Origin of the sequence: Exiguobacterium sp. s6, from assembly GCF_018618155.1 — a bacterium.
GTDB lineage: Bacteria > Bacillota > Bacilli > Exiguobacteriales > Exiguobacteriaceae > Exiguobacterium > Exiguobacterium mexicanum_A.
In genome coordinates this window covers 473,486-495,018 of record NZ_JACSLN010000001.1, presented here as the reverse complement: position 1 = coordinate 495,018, position 21,533 = coordinate 473,486, and the positions used below count along the sequence as shown (strand labels likewise).

Below are 21,533 nucleotides of genomic sequence, written 5' to 3'. Positions count from 1 at the left end.
TCCCTCCTTAATAAATGAAAGCAGCAAGTATCCCCGTGATGAACACGGATGTGATGGTCACCGTCGAGAACCCGGCGACAATCATTTTCGGTAAAATCTCATCCTCGATGACATGCACCTCCTCTTCCGTTTCCCCGATACTCTTCGCGGCCTCTTCACTCAAGATGAGTGTGCCCGGGAATCCGTACAGCGCCGTCAACCCGATTGCCATCGACATCTCTTTCGAATAGCCAAGGAAGCGTCCGACGATGAGTGCGAACAACAGCAGTCCGGACACACCGAGGACGAACGAGATGGTAATCGGGACAATCAACTCGAACAAAGCACTCGGTGATAGCGTCGCGAGCGGACCGAAGATGATGAGAAGAATCGCAATCATGATGAGACCATAGGCATCAATCCCGTTCAACGCGTTCGCTTTCAAAATCTTAAAGCGGCGCAACACAATCCCGAGAATCAAGGCGATGACGAACGTGTTCAAGTATCCGTTCGTCCAGCCACTCAAGACGGTCGAGAGGAGGACGACAACCCCCATGACGAACAGCGTCCCCGCCGTCGTATGAAACGCGGCCGGTAAAATCGAATCGTCTGTCTCGTCATGGACGACCGCGTGCTCTTCCGGTGTGACGAGCGTGCCGTCGCGATGCGCCGTCCGGATGCGACGTGCTTCTTTTCGTAGGATGATCGATGTGAGCGGAAACCCGATCAACCCTTGCGTCGCCGCAATTAACACTGGGAAGACGGCGACCGAGACGAGACCAGCGTTTACCGCCGCGTCTTGGACGAGGATGATGGAGATCGTTCCGCCGCTTATGGCTGCGATCGCACTGAGCACGTAGTTCGTGTCGAGGAACAACTGACCGATGCCATATAGGAAAGCAGCAATCCCGAGGACAGCGGACACCCCGATGACGAACGTCTTCCATTGTCGTTTGAACTCATCGAGGCTGATCAACGTCCCAAGATGGACAATCACGAGACCGACGACCGTCTGACCGAGCGTCAGTAACGAAGAGGAAGGCAACAAATCTTCCGGGAATAATCCCGATTTGAACCCGATGAGAAAGATGACCGAGGCGACGAACAGAGACGACAGGAGCGCTTTCGTCTTCTTTGAGACATAGTCGCTAATCGTCCAAATCAGCATGACGATCGTGAAGGCGAGTAAGGAGTTCATGCCGGAATCCCCTTTCAGGATTGAGTCCTACATCAACGAGTTGAATCACCGGAGTACTTCGACTGTTTACGGAGCGCATATAGTTTTTGAATGTTAAGGAACGTGACTTTGAGGACGGCGTAGAGCGGGACGGCGAGCAACATACCGACGATACCGGCGAGACGCCCCGCCACGAGCAGGACGAGCGTGATGGTGATGGGATGGACACGAAGTGACTTGCCTTGGACGAGCGGTGAGATGACGTTGGCGTCAAGTTGTTGGACGATGGTGATGGCGATGATGACGTAGATGGCTTTGACCGGTTCATCGATGAACGCGATCAGGACGGCGGGTGCGGCCCCGAGGAACGGGCCGAAATACGGGATGATGTTCGTTGCGAAGATGAACAGACCGAGCGGCAGGAAGAATGGGACGTCGAGCAACCACAAAGCGATTGTCGCGAAAAAACCGACGAACGTACAGACGATGAGCTGGGCCCGGACGTAGCGTTTAATCGTCTCGTGCATGTCGTGCAGGATGTGACGGGCGTCCTGTTCATATGTCGGTGGAATCCAGCGGACGATTGCGCTCGAGAGCTTACCGCCGTCAATCAACATAAAGACGTACAAGAACAAGGCGATGAACAACGTGAACAGTCCGGAGACGATGAGGGCGAGCAGACGGCCGAGCGACCCGGCGACCGAACCGATGACGACTCCGAGCGCATCGGCCAATTGGCGGACCCACGTCTCGACGGACGTCGCGTTCTGTTCGGCGTACTCACGGAACCAACTGTACTCTTCGAGGCGAGCGTACAATAACAGGAATTGACGATAACTCTCTTCGGCGAAGCGCGGGAACGTATCGAGCAAGGCGAGCAGTTGCCGCGTGATGAGCGGACCGAGCGTCAGGACGAATACGACGGTCAATAAGAGCAACAGCAACAGAATCGCCAAAATCGCGAGCGACCGGCGCTTGAACTTCAGTTCCAACCAATCGACGAGACCGACCGTCAAATAGAATAAGATGCCGGCGAATAAAAACGGGGTCAGGACAGTGGCGAAAAAGATTCCAATCGGATAAAACAAGAATTCGACTTGTTTGGCCATGAACACAATCGTCAAGATGAGCAACACCCAAATCCCATTACGAAACGCACGGGTCGTCCAAAAGGGCTGCATGTCGGTTTCCCCTTTCTGAAACGTTACATTAGTTCTTTCCCGTTTTGAACAAGTTCAGTCCACCTACCTGTTTTGTATGTGCCCCCGACAAGTATTTGTTTACCCCCGCTTCATATGAGGAATAGGCATATCATCTATGTTTATAAAGGAAGGTGTCATCCCGTGACTTGTCCACGCTGCGGAGCGAAGACCCGCTCGAAAACTACTGTTTGTCCGACGTGTGGCCATCGCCCGCGTCACTTGAAATGGATTGCTGTCCCTATCGTCATCGCACTCATCGCATTCGTCTCGTTTTTGACGAACGCCTATCTCACCGACACTCCGCGCTCGAGTGAATCGCTCGCCGACAAAGTCGATTTGAACATCACCGAAGATACGGTCTCGGCCGACGGGGCCACCACCGTCGACCTCGAGACGTTGCAAGATAGCTTATATACGATTGGAACGGGCTCCGGCTTTTTGATTAGCCCGCAAGACGTATTGACGGCGGCCCATAACGTCGCCGGCATCACTCGCGTCACATTGAAACAAGGTGACGAGACCGTGAACGGTACCGTCGTCGGTCGGACCGACGCCATCGCCGTCATCCGCATCGAGAAAGTGAAGGCGACAGCGTTCTCGTTCAGCCACGCGATTGTCGGACCGGACGAGCCGGTGTTAACGCTCGCGCCGGATGAGCAGATCGAAGGAACGCTCACGTTCGAAGAAGACAGCTATAAGCGGGAATTCGATTTACCGAACCGCGCCGTCGGCAGCCCGATCGTCACGGCCAATGGCCGGGTGCTCGGCATCCATTTGGTGACGAAGACGCTCCCGGTCGCCTTGTTCGAACAAGACGTGTTGTCGTTCCTCGAGTCGGACACGCCGGCCCCGCCCCCGACGAAAAAACGCAGTACGCCGGCCGCTGAACTGGCACCGGTCGCACCGATCACACCGGTCCCGAAACGAGAGGACCCGGCAGAACCCGCTCCGGCTCCAGAACCCGAACCGACACCGGAACCAGAAGCTGCTCCCGAAGCTCCAACTGAAACCGAGGAGCCAGCAGAAGAACCGGCTCCGGTCGAAGAGGAAGCACCAGCCGAGCCGGAACAACCGGCCGAAGAACCTGAGACGCCTCCCGTCACAGAACAACCGACCGAACCTGACGTCCCTGTGACCGAACCGGCGGAACCGGTCGAGCCAGAGAAGCCAGCCGCTCAGGAGAAAGAAGCGGAAGCACCGGCACCGGTCAATAAGCAAGACAAACCGAACACAAAACTAAAGACAGATCAGCCCGACACAAAGCCGAAACAAGACAAGACCGATAAACCGGTACCACCGCCCGTCACCGAGGAGAAACCGGACGCAACTGACGCGACCGAGGATGTCCCGGACGAGCCGGCAGAAGACGAAGAAAGCACGCCATCTGAATGATGACGTGCTTTTTCATGTGTTTTTTCGAGAGCGCCGCTGCACGTTGCCGACCGCGGCCCCGAACAACAGCAGGATGATTGACAACATCCAAAACGGCATCACGTCCTGCAACAACCAGACGATCAGCGCACTGATGGCGATGACGACGCCCATCCATAAGAAATTCGACTGTCCCATTTGTTTCACCTCAGCCTCATCATAGCACATCGATTCGATGCGCCGTCGCCTGTGGCGGCAGCGAGCGTGTCATCTTCTCATCGTGCTCGACACGTACCCGTTGCCCGACGGCGAGCGGTGTCTCATCCTCTCGAAGCGGCTCTTCCCAGTGAAATACGATCCCATCGAACGGCTCGGCATCCAAGTTCGGCGCGACTCGAATCCGCGTTGGCTCGAGCTCGACGATATACCCTGTGAACGTAATCATCTCCATTCCTCCATTTCCTCGGAAATCCTTCCCTTTTCTTTTCCCATTTTTTGAAATTAATCTACTCGTCCGTCCAATTGCTCGGTATAATGAAGCCACACTCATGAACTTGGGAGGGACCCTCATGAAACACACCATCGATTTACACCATCCAGACTTTCAACGCACCTTCCTCGAGATGATGCTCCTAGAAGAACTGATTGACGATTATAACACCGAGTCCATCGAGTCGCTCATCGTCCGCGGCGAGACGAACTTTCCCGAGGACCCGTTCTTCCCGGCGATGCGGGCGTATCCGCTCATCCGCGAAGGCGAGTTCGGCCGGGCCCGCGCCGTGCTCGAAGCCGCGGGCGAAAAAGGCGACCATTACATGATCCACTGCCTCCATGGCCTCTTGAGCGATGATACGAATTTCACGTTCGAGGCCGAGCAGCATTTCCTTCGCGCCGTCGAACGCTATCCGGACGTGCCGATGGTCCAACGCGCGATTGCCGTCCATTACTTCAACCGCAAGTTTTACGGGGAGGCCGGACTCCACTTGATGCATTACGTCCGGCTCTCCGGGTTCAACGAAGAGACCGTGCCAATGCTGCTCGAATTCTTCCAAGCGTTCGATGAGATTCCGCTCGAGATGAACGATGAGCTCCTCAAGGTAGCCATCGGGTACTTGAACGCGAACCCGCGCAACCCGCGCGCCCACTCGCTCTACGCGTCCATCTGTAGCCATCGGGTCGAGATGCTCGTCAAGCGGTTGCCGGAAGACAATCATCAGCTCGACGACGAGACGATCGCGATGCTGCTCGAGGTCGAAGAGCACGGCATGTGGAGCGCGACATATGACGACAGTGAGGACCATATGTTCCGCGCCATGTTCGCCGATTATATCGACAACGTCGTCTTGCCGAACACGTCCAGACTGTATGTATATCGCTTACGTCTTCGCTACTGGTACCATCGGCTCACGCACCGCTTGACCGGGGGTTACGGGGACTCGATGCGCTCGTCGTAAACGTAAACAAACAGCCCGAACTTTTTGAAAGAGTTCGGGCTGTTTGCTGTCGTCAAATTAATCAAAGTGGTGATGAGTTAATTTCTATATTATTGGCCAACTGTTGAATATCCATTTGCTCTGTCGCTACTCGAACACATAATTCGATTGCAAGAGACGACTCTAATACGAGCGCAAATCCGTTACGGGCTAAAAACAATTGAAGTGCTCCATAAGCAGTGCGTTTGTTGGCATTAATAAAACAATGGTTGTTAATCAATGAGTGGAATAAGGCAGCCGCCTTTTCAAATACAGTAATATAAGCATCTTCACCAAACGCAGAGTGGTTCATTCTTTGAACAGACGAGCTTAATAAACCTCTGTCTTTTATACCAATTGGTTCTTCAGGTGAATACCTCAGAATCATTAAACGATTGATAGCAATCACTTCTGTTTCCGTTACATACTGAATCAACGATCTACTAATCCTTTAAATGTCTCATCGTGCTGACTCATAATTTGCTCCATTTCTTTAAAGAAGTTCGGAGCGATATCCATGTTAGGAGGAATTTCAATCTTATTAGTCGGTTTGATTAAAATGCCCTCATCTGTCGTAGTTACGGAAACTGTATCGCCCACTTCTAAATTCAGATGCCGCAATTCACTTATAGGAATTGAGACATGAACAGAATTTCCGTGTTTCACTAACTTTCTTTCACTACTTTTTAGTTTTTGCACAAAAACACCTCCACATTAAATACTTATAATACATACTGTATGTATTAAATGTAACAGATTTAACCCGTTTTTGCACTCAAACCTAACCAATCATTTATTACATATACGGATGAATCGGTCCGCGCAACTCGAACGAGTAGTCCTCGTGGTTGACGATGCCAACGACTTGATCGCTCTCGAGCAACTGCAGCAAAAACTCGGCCATCTCTTCGGCCGTATGATACTTCTCGACGTTTTGGCTATAATCAAAGTCCTCTTCTTCACGGGCACGGTTCGCAAAGCCGGTCTCCGTCGCGGCCGGTGCGAGCACTTTCGCCCGCAGCTTATCCCCGTCGTTCATGAGCTCTCGAGCGAGCCCTTCCGTATACGCACTGACGAAGAATTTCGACGCGCTGTACGTGACGCCTTTTTTGGCGATATGATATCCGACGACGGACGCGACGTTCACGAGTGTCGCCCCTTCGACGTTGTGATAGTCCCGGACGTACAGGCTCGAGAGCACCGTCAACGCCTCCACGTTCAAGCGAATCATATTCTCCATCTTTCCGACCTCGACATCTTTCACGAGATTCGAGTCGCCGAACCCGGCGTTATTGACCCACGTCTCGATGTCGAGCTCGGCGAGTGACTCATACAGTCCGTACACGTTCTCGCTATAAGACAAGTCTTTCGCCTTGATGATGACGTCACTCTTCGGTGAAATCGATTTGATCTCACTCCGCAGTTTCTCGAGTTCGTCGTGACGACGCGCCACGAGCACGAGCGATTTCCCTTGCTTGGCGAACTGTTTCGCCGCTTCATAGCCAATGCCTGAACTTGCCCCGGTGATGACAGTATATTTCATGATCGTGTCCCCTTTTCACTTTGATCGAGATGTTGTCTCTTTTCCGCAATTCCCCTAACCCTGCCCCCTCAATCCTTGGAACACGCAAAAACCGTCCTTCCCTGGACAGGAAAGGACGGTCCGCCTTACGTTTGGAAGCGACCGATGAGCGTCTGCAAGTCTCCGGTCATATTGCCGAGCGACTCGGCGACACCGTTCAACTCTTGAATCATCGCGAGCTGGGCGTCGGCCGTCTCACCGACGCTACGCATCGTCTCGGCCGTGCCTTCACTGTCACTCGCCATATGGATTGCCGCTGTCGCGACTTGTTTCGTCGTCGTCGCGATCTCGCTCGAGGCGACCCGAATCTGTTCCGTGTTCTCGACCGAGGCGTGCAATTGCCCGACGATTTGTTGGAACGACGCCGTCGCTTCTTCAAGCAACGCCGTGTTCGTCTCGACGCGACGGGCACTGATGGCGTGACGTTCGAGCACCGCGTTCGATTGCGTTTGAATCGATTCGATCAAGCCGGCGATTTGGGACGCCGATTGTTTCGACTGTTCCGCAAGCTTGCGGACTTCTTCAGCGACGACGGCGAAGCCTTTCCCTTGTTCCCCGGCCCGGGCCGCTTCGATGGCCGCGTTCAAGGCGAGCAGGTTCGTCTGGTCGGTGATCGACTGGATGACCTCGGTAATGAGGGCAATCTCATCTGACTGTTGTTTCAACGCCGTGATCGATTGACCAGTCACGACCGTCTCCGATTCGAGGGCGAGCACTTCTTGTTTCGCTTGTTGAATCGTCTGTTCCCCGCGTTCGGCGAGCTTCAGACTCGTCTGGACGTCTTGGCTGATCGTCCCGATCGACGTGGCGATCCGCTCGACGCCTTCATCGGCCGCTGCGACCGCCTGCCCACTCTTCGAGGCAGCCGCCGCCTGGTTGACCGTCTCACCGACGACTTGTTCAATCATCCGTGTCGTCTCCTCTGTCTGCGACGACATCTCTTCCGTACTCGCGTACAGTTCTTCCGACTGCGCCGTAATCTCTTGGGCGTTCCGGCTCACTTCGTCGATGAGTTCGCGGAGATTGCCTTTCATCTGGTTGAAGCCAAGCATCAACTCGCCGATTTCATCGCGCGTGAGCGCTTGAAGGTCAGCGCGTGTCAAATCACCGTCGGCGACGATGCCGACCTCGTCCGATAGTTGGCGAAGCGGGACCGTGACCATGCGTTGGAGGAAGTAGCCGGCGCCGAGCGTGAGTACGAAAATGATGACGGCGATCACTGCAGAGTATATCAATGCACTTTGACCTCGACTCTCAAGCTGCGCTTGCTTCGCCAACATCGCGGCTTCCGATTCGGCTTGCATCGTCTCGCCTGACTCAATGATCGATGCCGTCACATCCGGCATCAACCGGAGCGCGAGTCGGTCCACTGTCTCTTGATCATCCGCGTCGATTGCTTGAATCAACTGTTGTGCTAAGTCATCGTAACCTAATGCGTATGACATCAAATTCTCTAGTTCTTTCGTCTCTTCTGTCGAAGGCGAAAGTTCTAACAAGGCATTGATTGCTTCTTTTTTCTCTTCTGACCCTTGCTGCTCTGCTTCAAGCCGGGCCGGCTCTTGTTCAAGAATATAACCACGCAGGCCATACGCCTGACGGACCATCCCTAACGATAATTCATCGGCCGCCTTCATCCGCATGACATCTGATGAAATCATTTCTTCATATCGGCTCGTCGCATCGTTCAGCGCCATCAGATTGTAACCCATCCCGATTACGACGAGTAAAAGAATCATTCCGATCCCGCCAAACAGTTTCTGCGTCAATGTGAGTTGATTTAGCCTTTTTTTCATCTTCTCGAGGAACTCGTCCTCTCACACCTCTATTTCTATCAAATTTTGGAATCACATGATTTCTATCGGTTTGTGCAAACGGTTTTCCACATTTGTTTCCAATTATTTTAATGGATTGACCTTATTTACGAGTCTTATGTTCCATTTATTGTCACAAAAAAAGACCACAGCCCATCATGGCTGCGATCTAGCTTCATAACTTGAACTGTGACACACGATTCGAAAGTTCGACCGCTCGTTGTTCGGTCTCCTGCATCCGTGCCTGTACGTCGTTGAACCGCTCGACGGAAAGCTGGACTTTCTCCGAAATCGATTGGGTCCCGTCCGCCCCTTCGGTCACCGTCGTCGCGACTTCTTGGATGACGTGGAGGATACTGTCGGTCATATGACGGAGTTGGAGCGCGTTCGTCTCGAACGTCTCTGCCGTTTGTCCGAACACGGTCGCATCCGCTTCATATTGTGTGGCCGACTCCTCGAGCCGGTCGTAATCGGCGAGCACTTTCGTGTCGAGGAACGTCAGCATATCAGCCGAGCTCGTATTGAGCCGGGCGACCGAATCGATGACCGTGTGCGACACCGCTTGAATCTCGTTCACCGTCTGCCGCGAGTTCTCGGCCAGCTTTCGAATCTCCGAGGCGACGACCGCGAAGCCGCGACCGGCATCTCCGGCCCGAGCGGCCTCGATTGATGCGTTCAAGGCGAGCAAGTTCGTCTGGTCGGCGATGGTCAAGATGGCACTCGTCAAGACGCGAATCTGTTCGACCGACTGCGCCCCTTTGATGGCGTCGTCGAGCTCGATGCGCTTCTTGTCGATGATGGTGTTCGCTTCTGTCTTCGAGGCGACAGCCTGCTCACGGAGCGCATGGGCCCGACGCTCGACATCGCTCGCTGTCTTGGCGCTGTCGTTCGAGAGGTCGACGATTGTATCGATGGATCCGCCCATCTCGACCGTCGACGCGCTCATCTCTTGCGACGACGCGGCCGTCTCTTCCATACCGGCCGTCAATTCTTCGACCGTGCCTGACGTCTCTTCCATATAACGACTCAGTTCGGTCACTTCCGTCGCCACTTCTTTTGACGACACGAGGACGACTTTTGCCGTCTTGTCGACGTCAATCATGATGTCGCGTAGCGTCGCGAGGAACGTGTTGAACGAACGGCTCACTTGCGCGATCTCGTCGTTCGATGTGACCGGGATGGCCATCGTCAAATCGCCGCCTTGTGAGGCCAATTCGTCAAACTTCTCTTGGAGCACCCGCATCGGTTTGATGATGGAACGCAATAAGCTCAGTCCGAGGAACAAGAGAAGGACGAACGCTCCGATCGTTACTGCAAGTAGTGCGATGAGCGACTGCCCGAACTCGCGTTCCATGTCGTCGCCGACGCGTTCTGACCCTTCCGAGTTGTAAGCAACGAGTTCTTTCAGGCGCTGTGTGAAGTTATCGTATGTCGATTGGGACTGGGCGTCATAATACGAGCGGGCCATGCCGTTATTGCCGGACGTGCTGAAGATGAGCATGTTGTCCGATACGCGCTGATACATCTCCCACTGCCGACTGAAGTTGGCGAACAGCTCTTTGTCTGTCTCGCCTGTCGCCGTCTGTTCGTATTTCGGGGCGATCTCATTGATGCGCGTCCGAATGTCTTTCATCTCGGTCATCAATGCTTCTTTCGCGGCCGCGTCTTCGGTCACGATGTGTTCGAGTTCGAGCGCGCGATAGTTCGCCGCGAGCGTATTCAGTTCATGGGCGTAGTCGAGCCCTTTGCTCCAGTTGTTGACGATATCATCGCCTTGCCGGTTCGCATCGGCGAGCGATAAGAGCGAGTAGCCGCCGACACCTGCGACCATAAGGAGCGCGAGGATGACGAGTCCCCACAGCTTTTGACGGATGGTCAGGTTCTTGCCGGACACCCGCTTCCCTTCACGCGTGCTCGACTTTCGCCACTTCGGTTTCCATTGAAAGCGCCGGACGTTCAAACGGTTCCGCAACACCTTCCACTTCTGTTTCACTGACATATGTATTTTCCCCTCTCGCGTGCAACGTTTCTTCCTATATCGTCTTGACGTCGAGGAATCTAAAGGAAATTGACCAAAATAAAAAAAGATGACTGAAAACTCAGTCATCTCTTGATTCGTTATTGCACGTTCAACACGGTTTGCGTGCCTTCAATCATCTTGATCTCTGTCCATTTGACGACGCTCTTGCCGATCGGGTCGTTGGCGACCATGAAGTCGGCGAGCGCTTGGACTTTTAACGGATCGACCGGTTGTTTCACGTTATTCAAACGGAAGCGTGATACTTTATTGAACATATCCAAAAATGCGATTTCTACTTTAGTCTCAGTCATGGGTTAGTCCTCCTTGGATGTGGGTGTGATTAGACGAGATCGTATTCGCGAACGACCGACACGGTGGAATCTTCTTGCTCGGTCAAGTCGAGCATGAGGTGGCCGAACGCCTCGGCGTTGTCAGCCGTGAGTTCCGCCCGGATCGGACCGAAGCGCTGCGTTTTCTTCGTCGGTTTCAAGCTGTTCAAATCGTGGTGCGTCGTCAAGACGAGCGTCGCTTTCTTTTCAGTCAATACGGCCATGGGGGATGGCTCCTTTCAGGGATGGATTACGATTCGGATGGATAGGTTGAGTCGAGGCGCTCGAGCAATTGAATCATGCGCTCAAGGCGCGTCTCGATCCGGTGGAGCAGATAGAGCGAGACGACGATCGGGAAGCCGAGGTTCGAGATGAGTTCGGGCCAGCTCATGCGGCCACCCGCTCATCGGAACAGGCTCCGGCGGAACGCTTTAATACACGCATCAGGGGTTCCTCCAATTAGAACGTCACGTGGAATTCACGCGACACGACGTATGCGGCGGATTCGACCGCGAGAAGCGCGATCAACAGATTACCGAACTGCTTGATCTCCTCGGTCTCCATCCGCGCACCGAGTGGACCGAACCGGACGAGCTGACGCTTTTCCTTGCCGTCAACGAGCCGCTTCGTGTCGAGATAAAAGACGCTTGCGTATTCTCGATACACTGCCATATGTCTCACCTCCTTCGCCCCTATTAACCGCAGTTGGTGAATGTTTGCTCATTTTTCCTTGTAACCTTTTTGTAACGACTATAGACCCATTCTGAATGAAGGCGCATTCATCGTCTCGAATCGGCTTTATTCCTTGAATTCTCATACCAATTAGGGTATGTTAATAGACATTACTTGATTGGTATAAAGCACTCCTAAAGTCCCGTAAATTTATTACCTCACTTTAAAAAAATTGGCAGTTAAATGCTTGAAAATGGGTTACTATACGAAGGAGGGCATTTTCGAAATGACCAGTTTGACTTGAAGAAGGAGATACTCTAGATGAACAGCTTAGACTTCGCACTCAACACCCCTATTCCTTCCGCTCAACTCGACTTCGACCAAACCGACCTGACGTTTTACGCGACCGACTGGGATGATTATCGCCCCGAAAACGCGAAGCCGCTCCTGTACAACGAACGCCCATTGACCGTCTATCCACTAAAAGAACTGAGCCGTGCGTTTCATGTCGCCGGGATTCCCCGTAGCCAGCAACAGCTGATCAAATGGGAAACCGACGGCGTCTTGCCACCGACCCCGTTCACGATGGGACGCAAGCGCTTCTATACGGAAAATCAGATTCGGACCATCGTCGACATCGCATTGGAATGCGGACTGCGTCCCCGGACACATGTAAAAAAAACATGTTTTTCCGAGGTAGCCCATAAAGAATTAACTTACATACTCCAGCTAGAACTGAAAACCGAATTGCCGCATGAATGAGCGGACATGAGACAGCCCTTCCTGACGATTCAGGAAGGGCTGTTTTTGGATCAACTTATAACTTCTCTCGTGCCGCTTCGGGGACGTCCGCGACCGACACTTCGTCGTATGACGTAACCTCATCTTTATTTTTGACGTACAACTTCAAGTACGCCCCGTTCCGAAGTTCTTTCGTCGCTGTGAACGTGACCGTTTGCGAGTCCCCGTCCTTCGTCAGCGCTTCCGTCGAGTAGACGTAGCGGCGGACGACGTCACCCGAGTCGAGTGTCGTCTCTTCCACTTCCGTGACCTCCCCGACTTGCACGTAGACATGATCCTTCCCAATCCGTTGCCAATCGATATTGACGAGCCCAATGATGACGACGATGAGCGCGAGGCTCGCGATGATTCCTTTTTTCATGATGTTCTCTCCTTCATATCACTTGTTTCGTGAACCGTCGTACGGTCAACACGTAGTAGAGCGCATAAATCGCGCTATACACACCCATCCAGACGAGCACCGGCACCGTGAAATCCATCGCCAGCAATCGTGAGAATGCGACGAGGGCGACCGAGGCGTGCACGATCCCGAGCGAGAACGGCGCCAAAAACACGACGGCAATCTGTTGACGGATCGTCCGTTTCACATCCCGCTTCGAGATCCCGACTTTCCGCAACACCGCATATTTGGCCCGGTCCTCCTCGGCCTCAGTCATCGTCTTGAAATAGATGATGCTGCCGGTGGCGACGAGGAAGACGAGTCCGAGGAAACTGCCGACGAACAACAGCGCGCCGTGCACGGCCATCGCCTCGCTATACAACGCCGTCGCGCTCGAGAAGTTCGCCTCAATCGACAACGACTCGGATAAGGCGGTCTGCTCTTTATAATCGGCGACCGAGACGGCCTGATACGCCAACGCCTCTCCCGGCAGTGCCGTGAACACGTCGTCTGGCGTGACGAGCAGCAAGCCACCGAACGTCATGACGTTGAGCGGTGTCTCCTCATAGCGGGAGGCGACTTCATGTGTCACGCCATCAAGCTCGATCGTGGTCACATTTTCTGAGAACCGCTCGTCATAGAACGGGTCGATCAAATAGACCTGGTCAGAGGCTAGCATTTTAGGTTTATCCCAGCCCATGTCGGACGCGACGTCACGGAACGTCGACTCGTCGATGACACCATATTCACGTTCTCCCATCTCCCCAGCGACACGGACCGTCTTCTCGAGGACCGTCGTCTGATGGAGCACGTCGGCGTCGATGTCACGTGTCTCCCCTTGCCAGGCGAACGTGTACGGGGCGTACGATGTGACTTGTTGCTCGGCGTAATAATAGACGCTGAAGATGGCACCGCCGGCCGTGATTGCCGTCGCACTGATGATGCTGATGAGCGTGAGCGTCTTGGCGTTGCCACGAATCCGATATAACAGCTGTGACGTCGTCAACAAGTTGAGACGACGCCACGCCCAGCGTTCGTTCGCTTTCAAGCGGCCGAGGATGAAGATGAGGACGCTATGGAACAACAGGCCCGACCCGACGATTGTGAGACCGATGATGAGGAGTGGCATCGCCGCAGTGAGGTATCCCCAAAGCGGTGACGTCGCCAAGTCTTGCAGCGCTAGCCAATAGGCCGCACCGAGGACGAGCACCCCGAGGAGCGCCATGATTGGGCTCGCCTGAGGGATGTCCTCCCCTTTCTGGTCGGCATGGAACAGCTCGATCAATTTGAAGCGATAGATGACCCGGTAGCCTTGGAACGACGTGAACAAGAAAATCGCCACGAACACGAACGTCGTCTCGATGAGGGCCGACATCGCGACCGTGAAGCCAATCGACAAGTCGCTGTTCATCAACCGGAGCAACAGTTGTAACAGCGCGTTCGAACCGAGGAGACCGAGTCCGATCCCGATGAGGAGCGACACCGCCCCGATGACAAGGTTCTCGAACAACAGGAGTGTCCCGATTTGTTTCTTGCGTACCCCGAGCAGCGAATAGAGGCCGACCTCGCGCTTCCGTCCTTTCAAAAAGAAAGCGTTCGAGTAGGCGATGAACAAGGCGACGAAGACGAGCAGGATGAACGTCGAGGCGCTCATTAAACTTCGAATCTGCCCCGACGTCTCGGCCATGCCGCTGATTTCATCGCTATATTTGAGCGTCGCGAACGTGAAATAGATGATGATCGAAAAGATGGTCGTCCCGACGTAGAGTGCATAGCGCGACAAGTTGCGGGCGACGTTCTTTTTCGCCAAATCAAACAGCGTCATCGGACGCACCGCCCTTCAGCTCGTCAAGAATCGTCTGATAGAACGTATCGCGCGACGTCGTGCCGCGGATCAGTTCTTTCGACAACCGTCCATCCTGGATATAGAGGACCCGGCGACAGAAACTCGCGGCGTAGGCATCGTGCGTCACCATCATGATTGTCGTCTCAGCCTCGTTCAGCCCGGCGAGCGTCTGGAGCAGGTCCGTCGCCGACTTCGAATCGAGCGCACCCGTCGGTTCGTCGGCAAAAATCAACTTCGGATTGGAGATGAGCGCGCGGCACACCGCCGTCCGCTGTTTCTGACCGCCCGAGATTTGGTACGGGTATTGGTCAAGGATCGTCGTGATTCCGAATCGTTTCGCGAGCGCGTCGACGCGCGACCGCGTCTCTTCGACCGGTGTCTTCGTGACGGCGAGCGGGAGCAAGATGTTCTCCCGGACCGTGAGCGAGTCGAGCAGGTTATAGTCTTGGAAAATAAAGCCGAGATGGTCGCGCCGGAAGTCCGAGAGCGCTTCTTCTTTGAGCTTGGCGATATTCTCGCCGTCGACGAGGATGTCCCCATCCGTCGGCGTATCGATCGTCGCGAGCACGTTTAACAGCGTCGACTTCCCGGCGCCCGATGGCCCCATGATCCCGACGAACTCACCGTGGTCGATCGTGAACGACACCCCATCGAGTGCATGGAAGGCGTTGCCCCCGGTCACGTATGTTTTTTTAATGGCATCAACTTGTAGTAATGGATTCATTGTTTAGCACCTCTTTCTGAATACAACGATACAAGCCGTACCTTAACTGAAAATCACGCGTACCTTACGAAATCCTTAAGTGTTATGCTTGAGCGAGAGGTGATGAATATGGAACAACCACGCATCTTGATCGTCGACGACGAGAGAGATTTATGTACGCTCATCCAAAGAGCGTTAGAGAAAGAAGGCTTCCGCGAGATTCGGACGGCCCACACGATTCAAGATGGACTCGCAACGTTCACCGCGTTCGCACCCCATCTCGCCATCCTCGACGTCATGTTGCCGGACGGCGAAGGTTACGAGCTATGCCGGCAAATCCGGAACACGTCGAACATCCCGATTTTGTTTCTGTCGGCCAAGTCCGACGAGGTCGACAAGATTCTCGGCCTCGCCATCGGCGGCGACGACTATATCACGAAGCCGTTCAGCCCGAAAGAAGTCGCCTTCCGTGTCAAGGCGCAACTCCGCCGCGTGTCGCTCTATGACGCACCCGAGCTCCCTAATGACACGGTCGTCGGCCCGTTCCGGTTGAACGCGGACGGCACCGAGGTGGATCGCGACGGGGTCCGGCTCGAGCTGACGGCCAAAGAAGTCGGCCTGCTCGCCTGCTTCATGCGCAATCCGAACCGGATCCTCAGCAAAGAGACGCTGTTCACGCAAGTGTGGGGCGAAGATTTTTATGGCGCCGACAACACGGTCATGGTACACATGCGCCGACTCCGAGAAAAAATCGAACCGAACCCGTCCCAACCGACCTACATCAAAACGGTCAAAGGGCTCGGCTACAAGTTCGAGGCATAGGAGGCGGTCACTTGTGAAATGGAAACTGACCGGCAGTTATTTGGTATCGATCCTGGCCATCGTCGCCATCGTCGTCATCTTGAACGTCATCATCCTCGTGACACTCCTCATCAATCAGCGGACCGGGATTGATGACGTCGAGAGCAGCTCCGGCGAGACGTTCACACGCACGTTCAACCAATATATGACGCTCGAGGACGGCGAACCGGTCGTCAGTCCGGATGGGGTACGTGCGCTCGAGGCGAACAACGCGTTCCTGCAAGTGCTCGACGAGTCGGGCCGTGTCGTCAGTGACATCGATGCGCCGGCGACGGCACCGGATGCGTACTCACCGATCGAATTGATTCACATCTATAAATATAAGGACGACGACCTCGTCCTCTATTTCATCGGCGAGTTCGAGGACTACAGCTATCTCGTCGGCTTCCCCGAGGCGACCGAGGGCCGCATCGTCACGATGATCGATCCCCAGTCCGTCCTCGCCTACTTGTCGAAGGCCGGGCTCATCTTGCTCATCGTCGACCTCGCCGTCGCCGCGCTGATCGGACTCGCCTTCAGCTCGATTTTGACGAAACCCGTCTATCGATTGACCGAACGGATCGCCCAGTTGAAGGCGCGTGATTTCTCGACCGTCGAACCGAAGCGACCCGGCATGTATCGACCCGTCTTCGCCAACTTGAACGATGTGTCCGAGACGTTGACAACGTACGAGTCGGAACGGGAAGAGCTCGAGACACGCCGGAAAGAGTGGATGAGCAACGTCTCGCACGATTTGAAGACACCGCTCGCCTCGATCCAAGGCTACGCCGAACTGCTCGACGATCGGGACCTCGAGGAAGCGGAACGAATCCAATACGCCGAAGTCATAGAACGCCAAGCCTTGTATATGAAAGAACTAATCGACGACTTCAACTTGACGATGCGGCTCCAGCACGGCGACTTCCCGCTCGAAACGATCGAGACCGGACTCGAGCCCTTCGTCCGTGAGCTCGTCATCGACGTGTTGAACGACGCGCGGTTTTCCGATCGGAACGTCTCGTTCACGAGCACGGATGCGGCCACGCGGAACATCGACCGGCACTTCATGAAGCGGGCGCTGCTCAACTTCTTGTATAACGCCCTGCTCCATAACGACGAGACGGTCGCGGTCCGTGTCACCGTTGCGCACGACACGATCACGATTCAAGACGATGGCACCGGCATCGACGCGAAGGACCTCCCGTACATCTTCGAGCGCTACTATCGGGGCACAAACACGACCGATGCGCTCGGGAGCGGGCTCGGGATGGCCATTTCCCGGGACATCATCAAAGCGCACGGCGGCACCGTCACGGTGACGAGTGAACGCGGGTCCGGGACGACGATTCGCATCGAGTTGCCGGCATGACACAATCAATTACAGACAGTTAGCCCGACCAAGGACACGGATCGACTTCTAGGGGGTTAGCAAGCAAAGGGAGACCCGGCAGCGACAAAGTCGCGGTGCGGCCCCCTGATTGCCCCAGAAAAGCGAGTCGTGTCTGGGCGGACAAACAAAAACCGCAGACATTTGATATGTCTACGGTCCATTCAGAAGGATCCGCTCAACGGAGCGAATCCTTCTTTGTCGTTTCATAGTCCTCGATCCACATCTCGAGTTCGTCGATCGGGAGCGGACGCGAGAAGTAATACCCTTGCATCTCGTCACAGCCGAGCGAACGGAGCGTGTCGAGCTGTTCCGGCGTCTCGATGCCTTCGCACACCGTCTTCAATTCGAGCCCGCGAGCGAGCTCGATGATTGACTGGACGATGACGTTGCCGGTCGGGTCGTTGTCCGTCACTTGGATGAACTGACGATCAATTTTGATCTCGTGGATCGGATAGTGCTTCAAATAGACGAACGCCGAGAATCCGGTCCCGAAGTCGTCAATCGAGATCGAGAACCCTTGTTCCCGGAAGGCGATGAAGCGTTCGATGACGTGCTGTTGATTCTCCATCCCGACGCTCTCGGTGATTTCGAACGTCAAATAGTTCGGACAGACGTCCATCTCTTTGACGATTTGGCCCAACTTCTCGACGACCCCGTCCGATAGAAAATGACGAGCCGACAAGTTCAGTGCGAGTTGATACATCCGTCCCGAGGCGTGCCACACTTTCAACTGACGGCATGCCTCGGCGAGCGCCCATTCCTCGAGGGCGATGATGACGCCCGTCGACTCGGCGATTGGGATGAAGTCGAGCGGTGGGATCAACCCGTGTTTCGGATGAATCCAACGCATCAATCCTTCAAACCCATTCAGTTTCCCGGTCGCCGCTTCGATCTTCGGCTGATAATAGAGGGTGAACTCGTTCAAGACGAGCCCTTTACGGAGGTTCATCTCAAGCGTCAGGCGTGCCGTCGCCTTTTCGCTCATCTCTTCTTCGTAAAAAGCGATTCCTCCGCGTTGTACGTGACGCTCATTGGCCGTGATCCGAGTCGTGTCCATCATCTCGAGCGTCGAACGCGACTTGTCCTCGATCGAGATAAAGGCGCTCATCGTCAAGACGACATCGAGTTCCCCGACCGCGAACGGCTCGTTCGTCACCGTCTCGCAAATCAAATCGGCGTATCCTTTGACTTTGATCCGGTCCCCGTAAGGCGTCCATAGTAAAAAACCAGACTGGGAGATACGCGCCAAGAGCGAGACGTCGACGACTTGCTGGATTCGTTCTGACAGTTCGATGACGATCTCGTCTGCCCGTTGGATACCGATCGCCGTCTCGACGGAGCGGAACTCATCCGCCCGCAAATAAATCAATGAGCCTAGCTGATGCGGCGTCTGCTCCCGGAGCGCGTCCACCCGTTCGATGAAGCCGTTCAAGTTCATGAGTCCGGTCTGTTCATCCGTATAGGCGAGCTTGGCGAGATGGTCGTCGATTTCTTGACGGTCGAGCCGGAGATAGAGGATGGCGATAAAATCGGATAGCGTGCTGACAATCAATTCCTCGATGAACGTCCACTGGCGCGGCGCATACGTCTCGCAACAGATGACCCCTTTGGCCCGATTGTTCGCATAGATCGGCGCGTCGAGCATCGAGTAGACTCGCTGCCCTTCCACAAAGTGTTGCTGGTACAAGTCCTTCACCCACTCATGGGTCCGGACGTTCTCAAACGGCAACACCCGGTTCGTCCGCAGGGCGTCGAAGTAGACCGGTGCGTCCCCACGCATGACCGTCAATGCCGGTTCACTCGGGCCACTCTCTTTCGAATAGGCGACTTGGCAACTGATCGATGCGTACGTCTCGTCAAAGTGCCAAATCGAGACCGTATCGACGTTGAGCATATCGGAGACGACTTCGCACATGTAATGAAGCGTCTGTCGCACCGCTTCCTCCGTCACGTCGGGCATCCGGACGAGTTCGAACAGTTTCTCTTGATGTTGTCGGTATGTTTGTGATGAATTGTTCCCCTCGTTCATAAGTCCCCTACTCTCGTTCAAACGTTTTGCATTCATGATAGCACGAAAAGATATATAAATAGGTTTCCAAAATTCAACAGAAAGTCAATTTTCGATTACCCTGTTTCTTTAGTACTTCTTCTTCGTCCACGCCCAAAATTATTGACCTTATTTTCAACGGAATCCACTGATTGAGCCATTTCCACCATTGCTTGCCGTATGTGTAAACCCTACAATAAAAATGTATCGTTTCACCTGTCGATAATTGTCAATTGAAATCAAGAGAAGGAAGTGACCCCATGTACCCTAAGTCCGGCCTCATGTACTCATTCGCAGCCATCGCAGCCGTAAGCATCATCGCCCAGGCCGATGAAGCCGCTGCAGCCAGCACACACATCGTCCGTGCCGGTGACACACTTTGGTCGATCAGCCAAACGCACAACGTGTCGGTCGCCCAGTTGAAAGCAAGCAACAACTTAAGCTCTGACCGTCTCGCCATTGGCCAGACGCTCAAGTTGAGTGGGAGCGCCCCAAGCACAGTAAAACCCGCCGCTACGACAGCCACGCCAGGACCGGGTACCGTTACAACGGCCAATTTAAATATGCGCCTCGCCGCAGGTACATCACATAAAGTGCTCGTCACGATTCCAAAAGGCAAGACGCTCAATCCAATCCAAACAAGCGGCGCTTGGACGAAAGTTAGCTATGGCGGAAAGACCGGCTGGGTACATAACGGTTACTTGACGACCGCATCCGTCAAACCGACCACACCGAGCACAATGGCTCCGACGACAGCGACGACGTCAAAGACGACCGCCAACTTGAACCTTCGTGCCTCGAAATCAACGAATTCAAGCGTGCTCGTCACAATCCCGAAAGGCAAGTCGGTCACCGTGTTGAGCATTGAGGGCAGTTGGTCCCACGTCAAATACGGCACGAAGACCGGATTTGTCGCCAATACATATTTAACGAAAGCGGCCTCGACGCCAACAACGACGCCGAGCCAACCGGTCGCACCGTCGAAGCCGGCCATCAAAGAAGAGAGCATCAACCAGTCTTACGTCACGACGGCGAATTTGAACGTCCGTCAAGGCCCAGGGATCGGTTACGCCCTCGTCACGAACATCCCGAACGGCACGACCGTCAAAGCGACGAAACAGAGCGGCACGTGGGTGTACGTCACGTATAACGGCAAGAGCGGTTACGTCAGCACCGGTTACTTGAAACAGACGACGACGGCACCGAGCGCGCCGGTCACTCCGAACGCCGGAGACGGCGGTGCGGGCAACGAATCGTTCGACTATGTCGTCAATACGCCATCGCTCAACGTCCGCGCCTCGGCCTCGACAAGCTCTGCCGTCATCGGCAGCGTCACGGCCGGACAGACGCTCCGCGTCGTTCAAACGTCGAACGGCTGGCATCAAATCTATGTCGGCAACACGACCGGTTTCGTCGCGGCTTCATACGTCAAAGCGGTGCCGAAAGGTTCTACGACGGCACCGTCAGGCTCGTCTGACGGACTAGCGAAGAGTCTTGCCGCCATCGCGGTCGCCAAGAAATATGTCGGCACGCCTTACATCTGGGCGTCCTCGAACCCGGCCAACGGTGGGTTCGACTGCTCTGGACTCATCTATTACGCCTACAATCAGGCAGGCTACAGCGTGCCCCGCACGAACGTCGCCACGTATTGGTCCGGGTCTTATTTCGGGACACAGCTCAGCAAGACGTTCGTCCCGAAAGCAGGCGACCTCGTCTTCTTCGAGAACACGTACACGGCCGGCCCGTCACACATGGGCATCATGATCGATTCGGACACGTTCATCCATGCCGGGACGTACGGACTCGGCTACAACACGATCAGCAAAGAGCCATATTGGAAATCACGCGTCATCGGCTACAAACGACCGTGACCTTCGGCGCATTGGAAGACCCGACCTTTGTCGGGTTTTTT

At 54.6% G+C, this 21,533-nt stretch carries 23 protein-coding genes; 6 read left to right on the top strand and 17 right to left on the bottom strand.

Annotation, left to right across the window (positions count from 1 at the left end):
* Positions 1-7 precede the first annotated feature (7 nt).
* A complete protein-coding gene (locus KNP75_RS02605) occupies positions 8-1,177 on the bottom strand; it encodes a hypothetical protein (RefSeq protein ID WP_215189748.1) in 1,170 nt (389 codons plus the stop codon).
* A 32-nt stretch (positions 1,178-1,209) separates the two neighbouring features.
* The gene (locus KNP75_RS02600) at positions 1,210-2,337 is read right to left on the bottom strand and encodes an AI-2E family transporter (protein WP_034778919.1); all 1,128 of its coding nucleotides are present in this window, start codon (positions 2,335-2,337) and stop codon (positions 1,210-1,212) included.
* Between the two features lie 162 nt (positions 2,338-2,499).
* Between KNP75_RS02600 and KNP75_RS02595 the strand changes: the two genes are divergently transcribed.
* A complete protein-coding gene (locus KNP75_RS02595; protein ID WP_215189746.1) occupies positions 2,500-3,750 on the top strand; it encodes a hypothetical protein in 1,251 nt (416 codons plus the stop codon).
* 12 nt (positions 3,751-3,762) lie between these two features.
* Here the strand turns inward: KNP75_RS02595 and KNP75_RS02590 are convergent, their stop codons facing one another.
* Complete coding sequence (locus tag KNP75_RS02590) at positions 3,763-3,927, bottom strand: hypothetical protein (RefSeq protein WP_215189744.1); 165 nt, start codon at positions 3,925-3,927, stop codon at positions 3,763-3,765.
* A gap of 19 nt (positions 3,928-3,946) precedes the next feature.
* Complete coding sequence (locus tag KNP75_RS02585) at positions 3,947-4,174, bottom strand: DUF3221 domain-containing protein (protein ID WP_215189742.1); 228 nt, start codon at positions 4,172-4,174, stop codon at positions 3,947-3,949.
* Positions 4,175-4,298: 124 nt separating this feature from the next.
* On the opposite strand from KNP75_RS02585, the gene KNP75_RS02580 reads away from it, so the two are divergent.
* Positions 4,299-5,183, top strand: a complete 885-nt coding sequence (locus tag KNP75_RS02580) for a tetratricopeptide repeat protein (RefSeq protein WP_251128175.1) — start codon at positions 4,299-4,301, stop codon at positions 5,181-5,183.
* A gap of 61 nt (positions 5,184-5,244) precedes the next feature.
* Here KNP75_RS02580 and KNP75_RS02575 read toward each other — a convergent pair whose 3' ends face one another.
* From KNP75_RS02575 to KNP75_RS02535, 9 genes are all read right to left on the bottom strand, one after another.
* Positions 5,245-5,637, bottom strand: a complete 393-nt coding sequence (locus tag KNP75_RS02575) for a type II toxin-antitoxin system death-on-curing family toxin (protein WP_236355712.1) — start codon at positions 5,635-5,637, stop codon at positions 5,245-5,247.
* Complete coding sequence (locus KNP75_RS02570; RefSeq protein ID WP_214706758.1) at positions 5,634-5,900, bottom strand: AbrB/MazE/SpoVT family DNA-binding domain-containing protein; 267 nt, start codon at positions 5,898-5,900, stop codon at positions 5,634-5,636. The genes KNP75_RS02575 and KNP75_RS02570 overlap by 4 nt, the downstream gene beginning before the upstream one ends.
* A 97-nt stretch (positions 5,901-5,997) precedes the next feature.
* The gene (locus KNP75_RS02565) at positions 5,998-6,744 is read right to left on the bottom strand and encodes an SDR family NAD(P)-dependent oxidoreductase (RefSeq protein WP_215189739.1); all 747 of its coding nucleotides are present in this window, start codon (positions 6,742-6,744) and stop codon (positions 5,998-6,000) included.
* A 125-nt stretch (positions 6,745-6,869) separates the two neighbouring features.
* Positions 6,870-8,576, bottom strand: a complete 1,707-nt coding sequence (locus KNP75_RS02560; RefSeq protein ID WP_084592853.1) for a methyl-accepting chemotaxis protein — start codon at positions 8,574-8,576, stop codon at positions 6,870-6,872.
* Between the two features lie 193 nt (positions 8,577-8,769).
* The gene (locus KNP75_RS02555; protein WP_215189737.1) at positions 8,770-10,593 is read right to left on the bottom strand and encodes a methyl-accepting chemotaxis protein; all 1,824 of its coding nucleotides are present in this window, start codon (positions 10,591-10,593) and stop codon (positions 8,770-8,772) included.
* 119 nt (positions 10,594-10,712) lie between these two features.
* Positions 10,713-10,925 carry a DUF2922 domain-containing protein gene (locus tag KNP75_RS02550; RefSeq protein WP_215189735.1) on the bottom strand — a complete coding sequence of 71 codons (213 nt, stop codon included), beginning with the start codon at positions 10,923-10,925 and terminating at the stop codon, positions 10,713-10,715.
* Positions 10,926-10,954: 29 nt separating this feature from the next.
* Positions 10,955-11,167, bottom strand: coding sequence for a hypothetical protein (locus tag KNP75_RS02545; RefSeq protein WP_215189733.1), 213 nt, complete (start codon positions 11,165-11,167; stop codon positions 10,955-10,957).
* A gap of 26 nt (positions 11,168-11,193) precedes the next feature.
* Positions 11,194-11,334: a YvrJ family protein gene (locus KNP75_RS02540; RefSeq protein ID WP_016510821.1), complete on the bottom strand. Its 141-nt coding sequence runs from the start codon at positions 11,332-11,334 to the stop codon at positions 11,194-11,196.
* Between the two features lie 68 nt (positions 11,335-11,402).
* A complete protein-coding gene (locus KNP75_RS02535) occupies positions 11,403-11,615 on the bottom strand; it encodes a hypothetical protein (RefSeq protein WP_215189731.1) in 213 nt (70 codons plus the stop codon).
* A gap of 321 nt (positions 11,616-11,936) precedes the next feature.
* Here KNP75_RS02535 and KNP75_RS02530 point away from each other — a divergent pair, with 321 nt between their 5' ends.
* Positions 11,937-12,377, top strand: a complete 441-nt coding sequence (locus KNP75_RS02530) for a helix-turn-helix domain-containing protein (RefSeq protein WP_215189729.1) — start codon at positions 11,937-11,939, stop codon at positions 12,375-12,377.
* Between the two features lie 55 nt (positions 12,378-12,432).
* Here the strand turns inward: KNP75_RS02530 and KNP75_RS02525 are convergent, their stop codons facing one another.
* Genes KNP75_RS02525 through KNP75_RS02515 form a run of 3 tightly spaced genes read right to left on the bottom strand, consistent with a single transcriptional unit; the run spans position 12,433 to position 15,365 of the window.
* On the bottom strand, positions 12,433-12,777 hold the full coding sequence (locus KNP75_RS02525; protein ID WP_215189727.1) for a YxeA family protein: 345 nt from the start codon (positions 12,775-12,777) through the stop codon (positions 12,433-12,435).
* A gap of 13 nt (positions 12,778-12,790) precedes the next feature.
* Positions 12,791-14,620, bottom strand: coding sequence for an FtsX-like permease family protein (locus KNP75_RS02520; RefSeq protein WP_215189725.1), 1,830 nt, complete (start codon positions 14,618-14,620; stop codon positions 12,791-12,793).
* The gene (locus KNP75_RS02515) at positions 14,607-15,365 is read right to left on the bottom strand and encodes an ABC transporter ATP-binding protein (RefSeq protein ID WP_215189723.1); all 759 of its coding nucleotides are present in this window, start codon (positions 15,363-15,365) and stop codon (positions 14,607-14,609) included. Before KNP75_RS02515 ends, KNP75_RS02520 begins: the two co-directional genes overlap by 14 nt.
* 108 nt (positions 15,366-15,473) lie before the next feature.
* Between KNP75_RS02515 and KNP75_RS02510 the strand changes: the two genes are divergently transcribed.
* Both KNP75_RS02510 and KNP75_RS02505 read left to right on the top strand, forming a co-directional pair.
* A complete protein-coding gene (locus KNP75_RS02510) occupies positions 15,474-16,166 on the top strand; it encodes a response regulator transcription factor (protein WP_215189721.1) in 693 nt (230 codons plus the stop codon).
* A 13-nt stretch (positions 16,167-16,179) separates the two neighbouring features.
* A complete protein-coding gene (locus tag KNP75_RS02505; RefSeq protein WP_215189719.1) occupies positions 16,180-17,553 on the top strand; it encodes a sensor histidine kinase in 1,374 nt (457 codons plus the stop codon).
* A 196-nt stretch (positions 17,554-17,749) separates the two neighbouring features.
* Here KNP75_RS02505 and KNP75_RS02500 read toward each other — a convergent pair whose 3' ends face one another.
* Positions 17,750-19,603, bottom strand: coding sequence for a sensor domain-containing phosphodiesterase (locus KNP75_RS02500; RefSeq protein ID WP_215189717.1), 1,854 nt, complete (start codon positions 19,601-19,603; stop codon positions 17,750-17,752).
* Between the two features lie 278 nt (positions 19,604-19,881).
* Between KNP75_RS02500 and KNP75_RS02495 the strand changes: the two genes are divergently transcribed.
* On the top strand, positions 19,882-21,492 hold the full coding sequence (locus tag KNP75_RS02495; protein WP_251128174.1) for a C40 family peptidase: 1,611 nt from the start codon (positions 19,882-19,884) through the stop codon (positions 21,490-21,492).
* The last annotated feature ends 41 nt before the right edge of the window (positions 21,493-21,533 follow it).

Coding starts and splice junctions, on each gene's coding strand:
- KNP75_RS02605 (WP_215189748.1), bottom strand. CDS start 1,177: ATGAACTCCTTACTCGCCTTCACGATCGTCATGCTGATTTGGACGATT.
- KNP75_RS02600 (WP_034778919.1), bottom strand. CDS start 2,337: ATGCAGCCCTTTTGGACGACCCGTGCGTTTCGTAATGGGATTTGGGTG.
- KNP75_RS02590 (WP_215189744.1), bottom strand. CDS start 3,927: ATGGGACAGTCGAATTTCTTATGGATGGGCGTCGTCATCGCCATCAGT.
- KNP75_RS02585 (WP_215189742.1), bottom strand. CDS start 4,174: ATGATTACGTTCACAGGGTATATCGTCGAGCTCGAGCCAACGCGGATT.
- KNP75_RS02580 (WP_251128175.1), top strand. CDS start 4,299: ATGAAACACACCATCGATTTACACCATCCAGACTTTCAACGCACCTTC.
- KNP75_RS02565 (WP_215189739.1), bottom strand. CDS start 6,744: ATGAAATATACTGTCATCACCGGGGCAAGTTCAGGCATTGGCTATGAA.
- KNP75_RS02560 (WP_084592853.1), bottom strand. CDS start 8,576: ATGAAAAAAAGGCTAAATCAACTCACATTGACGCAGAAACTGTTTGGC.
- KNP75_RS02555 (WP_215189737.1), bottom strand. CDS start 10,593: ATGTCAGTGAAACAGAAGTGGAAGGTGTTGCGGAACCGTTTGAACGTC.
- KNP75_RS02550 (WP_215189735.1), bottom strand. CDS start 10,925: ATGACTGAGACTAAAGTAGAAATCGCATTTTTGGATATGTTCAATAAA.
- KNP75_RS02545 (WP_215189733.1), bottom strand. CDS start 11,167: ATGGCCGTATTGACTGAAAAGAAAGCGACGCTCGTCTTGACGACGCAC.
- KNP75_RS02540 (WP_016510821.1), bottom strand. CDS start 11,334: ATGAGCTGGCCCGAACTCATCTCGAACCTCGGCTTCCCGATCGTCGTC.
- KNP75_RS02535 (WP_215189731.1), bottom strand. CDS start 11,615: ATGGCAGTGTATCGAGAATACGCAAGCGTCTTTTATCTCGACACGAAG.
- KNP75_RS02530 (WP_215189729.1), top strand. CDS start 11,937: ATGAACAGCTTAGACTTCGCACTCAACACCCCTATTCCTTCCGCTCAA.
- KNP75_RS02525 (WP_215189727.1), bottom strand. CDS start 12,777: ATGAAAAAAGGAATCATCGCGAGCCTCGCGCTCATCGTCGTCATCATT.
- KNP75_RS02520 (WP_215189725.1), bottom strand. CDS start 14,620: ATGACGCTGTTTGATTTGGCGAAAAAGAACGTCGCCCGCAACTTGTCG.
- KNP75_RS02515 (WP_215189723.1), bottom strand. CDS start 15,365: ATGAATCCATTACTACAAGTTGATGCCATTAAAAAAACATACGTGACC.
- KNP75_RS02510 (WP_215189721.1), top strand. CDS start 15,474: ATGGAACAACCACGCATCTTGATCGTCGACGACGAGAGAGATTTATGT.
- KNP75_RS02500 (WP_215189717.1), bottom strand. CDS start 19,603: ATGAACGAGGGGAACAATTCATCACAAACATACCGACAACATCAAGAG.
- KNP75_RS02495 (WP_251128174.1), top strand. CDS start 19,882: ATGTACCCTAAGTCCGGCCTCATGTACTCATTCGCAGCCATCGCAGCC.